4 protein-coding genes and 1 pseudogene are annotated in these 4,730 nt (G+C 44.4%); all 5 read right to left on the bottom strand.

Annotation, left to right across the window (positions count from 1 at the left end):
* Positions 1-114: 114 nt before the first annotated feature.
* Positions 115-309 carry a hypothetical protein gene (locus SLS51_RS22425; RefSeq protein WP_323840728.1) on the bottom strand — a complete coding sequence of 65 codons (195 nt, stop codon included), beginning with the start codon at positions 307-309 and terminating at the stop codon, positions 115-117.
* A 65-nt stretch (positions 310-374) separates the two neighbouring features.
* A complete protein-coding gene (locus SLS51_RS22420) occupies positions 375-1,709 on the bottom strand; it encodes a condensation domain-containing protein (protein WP_323840727.1) in 1,335 nt (444 codons plus the stop codon).
* Between the two features lie 904 nt (positions 1,710-2,613).
* Positions 2,614-4,128, bottom strand: a complete 1,515-nt coding sequence (locus SLS51_RS22415) for an MFS transporter (RefSeq protein WP_323840729.1) — start codon at positions 4,126-4,128, stop codon at positions 2,614-2,616.
* Between the two features lie 48 nt (positions 4,129-4,176).
* Positions 4,177-4,383, bottom strand: a complete 207-nt coding sequence (locus SLS51_RS22410) for a hypothetical protein (protein WP_323840726.1) — start codon at positions 4,381-4,383, stop codon at positions 4,177-4,179.
* Between the two features lie 177 nt (positions 4,384-4,560).
* A pseudogene (locus SLS51_RS22405) lies at positions 4,561-4,730 on the bottom strand (IS1634 family transposase); the annotation flags it as partial.

Genomic DNA, 4,730 nt, shown 5'->3' with positions numbered 1-4,730 from the left:
TCTTTCGGTAAACCAAATGTCTCTGCAAAAATAGCGATTATTTCTCTCTGAATAATTTCAATATTACTCATATCAACCTCACTTTCCTCAAAATGAAGACGATCTCTACCGGTTTTACAGCTCAGATTGCCGTTCTTTCAAATGGATAAGTTGGCAGCGGGAGCCGTTTACGATATTCGCTCTGGTAAAAAATATCCCAATTGATACTTCCCCTGCATCAACGCCCCGATGATGAAGTTCTTCATTGGTATATACCCAATGGATTTCAAGATGCATCGCGACGGCAAGGGAGTGAATCCCCGGGAGCATAGGTAACTATCGCGATCGGATACATCTCTTTATCGCTGTTATCGTAGAAAATCAGCCAGTTACGCTTAGCCACCGCTGATGATATCGGCGACAAGCGCTTCAACCACCCGCTCAAAGCGCTCTGCAAATATCTGAAGGCCTGAATGTGAGAAAAAATATTTGTCTCCTTTAAGCTCACATCTTAATTGGGAACCGGCATCCACAATTAACAGTTCAATATCAATCTGGCCTTCCTGCTGACAAACCCTGAATGGGGAAATAGTTTGTCCCGCCCATGATGCTTGAACAGAATCGTTAGCCATCTCCAGCGCCACCCAACGCGATTGTCCTGCATGCCCTAACATATTCACCGCAACCTGAAACAGTGGGTTACGATCATCATGTCGTTCCACAGCCAGGTGTTCGACCATTTGGCTGAGGCAAAAATTTCGATTATCAAGGGCCGATAACAATCGCTCCTTCGCTGCCAATAGAAAGTGGTGAAATGTCTGATCGACGGATAAACGTATGGGTAATACATTAAACAAACAGCCGATAATGTGCTGATGAACCGAGTGACGCATCGACACCGGCACCCCCATAACGATATCAGTAGTTTTTGTCTCTCTGGCGATGTAAACACTCCATGCGGCTAACATGACCGTAAAGACCGATCCACCTATTTTTGAAGCAAGCCGCTTGATTTTTTTGGTTGTCTCTTCACCAATACTAAACAAAACGGATGACTTGTCATTAGCGCCTTTACGCCAAAAACTATCCCATTGCAACACGTCTGGCGGCTGCTTTAAACATTCACTCCAATAAGCTTTCGATTTCTCCGCCGCTTCACTTTGGTAATACTCTCGTTCTTTGACAGCATAATCCTTAAAATCCTCAGCGGGCGGTAACCAGGAATCGTCATCTTCGCCAAGTCCAGCCAGATAATAGTGTTCAAGCTGATCCCACATCAGCCCCAGTGAAGTAAAATCCGACACAATATGGTGAACACACATATGTAAAACGTATTCTTCCGCACTGACAACGTAGATACCGAAACGCAGACACGACTCTTTTTCTAATTGAAAAGGGATGGAATGAAAGTTCTGAACGGCATCTTCAAGCGCCTTCTGGCTCAAGTTCGTTGCATCGAAAACCTCCAATGCCGGCAGCAAGTGTTCATTAATGACCAACTTTGGTTCGCCATTCACATTAACGAAAGTGCTTCTCAAGGTGGCATTCTTGGAAACGAGCCGGTTAACCGCATAGCGAAAAGCATCGATTTGAAACGATCCGTGAATACGGAATGCCATGGAAATATTATATTTGGAATCGCCTGGGGAATAATTATCAATGAACCATAAAGCGCTTTGCTGCATGGACAGCAATTCTTCATCACCAATCTGTGGGCAATCTTTATACATAACGTGTCAAGCTCCATAAATACTTAAACAGTATCCCCACCCTCTGGCTAAGCCAGCCTCGTTAAGGAGTCAGCTCTTCTATCACTATTTCAGTTATCACCTGATGTTGCTCTTCATGGGAAGGTTTCTCATGCATGACCATAACCTCACCACTTTGTGCATTTACCGACACACAACTGATCGACGCTCAGCGAATATCGCAAATCATATAATTGCCCTAATTGAACACGCATAATATTCACCTTTCCATTGCAAGCCCTGCGGGCAGAAACGAAATTAAAACGTTATGCAGACTTCATACTCTTCTGCATACAAATGAGTCGAATAACACAGCGTTTACTTTTGACTACCAGAGAAAGCGAACATGCAGAGTAAAAAAACGGGAATTGATAGCCCGGCTACCCCACATGGAATGATAATTAGCGTCATTTATTAAGGTATTAAAAACACAGTGACGATTTTAAAAGTAGCAATAAAAAAATAAACCTCCACGAATCAATCCAGATATTTGAGCTGGACCAAAATAATTAATACATTATTACTATCAAATAAGTAATTTGGTTAATGTTTTGTTTTAACCATACCCTCACTTTACGGCTTTTATGAACTCTTCTACATATATACCCGTTATCTTTCAAGTTGCCTCTTTGTTGGCTGCACTCGCTCACCCCGGTCACATCGTTATCTATGCTCCCGGGGATTCACTCCCTTGCCGTCGCGAAGCATCTTGAAATCCATAGGGTATAGATAGAGAAAAGAGGCCGCCCAGAATACTGGGTCGAGGAACTTACCCGACTAGCCGCCAGTGTGTTGGGTCAGGGAACCAGCCAAAAAGCGGTTCCCTTATTCAACCATTAATTTCCTATTAAGAAACGATGAGTACAATCAATCCGGCTCACCGATTTCACTGACGATGAATCGCGGCATGAGATGCATCACTCTGTGAGGAGCGGCGGAAATTGAACCACACCAACGCCGCCATCATCAGAAGAAACAGGGACGCAGCACCCATCACAGAAAAAACAGCATCATCAAACGCTGACTTAGCAAGGCTGACCAAAGCCTGCCCCGCATCCGGTGCCATCTCTTTTGCCGCAATCAATGCGCCATCAATACCATCTTTAGCCACATCGTAGATAGGAGAATCCACTGGAATTTCAATGAAATAGCTATAGATAAATGACATAATGCTACCCATGATCGCAATGCCCAATCCCCCACCCAATTCATAGGAAACTTCTTCAACGGACGCCGCCATCCCTGCCCGATTAGGTGGTGCTGCCTGCATGATAGTACTGGATGCCGCAGTCATTGTTGCTCCAAGACATGTCCCGAGCGCAAAAAAGCAAACTATCTGCAAAGGTAGCGGCGCTGAAAAACTCGCCATGAGCGCGAGTATGGCAATGGCATACATCAACAACGAGGTTATAAGGAAGCGTGCACTCCCTAAGCGAGGAAGAACCCAACCACTCACAGGACTTGCAACAATCGCGCCCAATGAGAATGGCAGAAAATAGAGCCCGGATTGCAAAGGCGTTAATGATAATACCAGTTGTAAACGCTGACTTAACACCAGATTAAGGCCCATCAAACAGGCGGAAGCCACCAGCCCGGCGATAACCGCGGATGAGAAAGCCGGGCTTTTGAACAGGTTAAAATCAATCAACGGATGCACACTGCGTTTTTGCCGTCGAATGAACAACGTCAGAAAACCTATCGTCAGGGTGGAAGTTATCAATATTCCGATATAAGAAGGCTCCCGTTTGGCAAATTCTTTGATGGCATAGGCGAAGCTTATCAAGACAACCATGATCTGCAATGAGCCAATAAAATCCCACGGGTGAGACGAATCTGTTTTCGCTGTAGGGACAAACAGCCACGACAGAATGAGTGTCAAAATCACCAAAGGAACATTGATCAGAAACACTGATCCCCACCAAAAATATTCAAGCAATACGCCGCCAATCAGCGGGCCTATTGCCGCACCGCCAGAGGCAACAGCCGTCCAGATCCCAATAGCAAATGATTTTTCATCTTCATCTTCGAATGTCAAAGCGATAATCGACAGTGTGGCAGGCATCATGATTGCCGCCCCAACCCCTAATAATGCCCGAGAAACCACCAACATTTCTGGCGAATAGGAGTAGGCCGCTATCAAGGATGAGAAGCCAAAGATGATGAGACCATAAACAAACAACCGTTTATGCCCGATGCGATCTCCCAAGGTACCCGCGCCTAGCAACAACCCAGAGACGACAAGAGGATAGATATTCACTATCCATAACTTTTCCGTTGTATTCGCCCCCAAACTGTGGGTCAGACTCGGTAACGCGGTATATAACACGGTCATATCGATAGCAACCAGCGATAACGCGACTGAAACAGCAGTGAGCACCCACCATTTTTTTATCGTATTCATTTCATTCATTTTTACTGCCTATGTCATCTCCAGGAAATCTGGTGTCATTTAAGCGCAATAACTATCATATTCTTGCAATAAATCGTTAACGTTAACGCTAAGAGTGATATCACGTTTCAACTTTTTGTTTAATTCCGTTTCCGTTACCCCCTGAGCTGGATAAAACTCCTTTTTTACTTCACAGCCAGGGCAACGTTTCAAAATGGCCTGATAGCCTACGGGCCTTACTAACCAGATAACATTTCTATTTGTCATGATAGATCCACGTTTAAATTGGTCAAGTTAGCTACGGCTAAATTGGTCAATTTCAGATCTGATTTTGATGGCATTCTATAACATCAGATCTTGAAACCCTTTATCAATTCGTTGCTTAGGTGACAGAAGACAGAAGAGCTTGACGTGAATTGCTATAACCTTCATTCCGCACCTAATTCAGGAATAAACCGCTTTATATTGTGCACCTAATAAACTCAAAAGCTCATGGTGGTAAAATTGCATTCCTGTCACCATTTTATGTTCTTGAAATTCAAAGGTGCTGATCCCTTCAAAGGCCAGAAATACCCAACGCGCGGTGGGGGATTGTGTCGGTTTGTTCTTCATAT

Source organism: Photorhabdus africana (assembly GCF_035181445.1).
GTDB classification, from domain to species: domain Bacteria; phylum Pseudomonadota; class Gammaproteobacteria; order Enterobacterales; family Enterobacteriaceae; genus Photorhabdus; species Photorhabdus laumondii.
The sequence above is the reverse complement of the archived record's forward strand: the minus strand, read 5'-3'. Positions and strand labels throughout refer to the sequence as shown.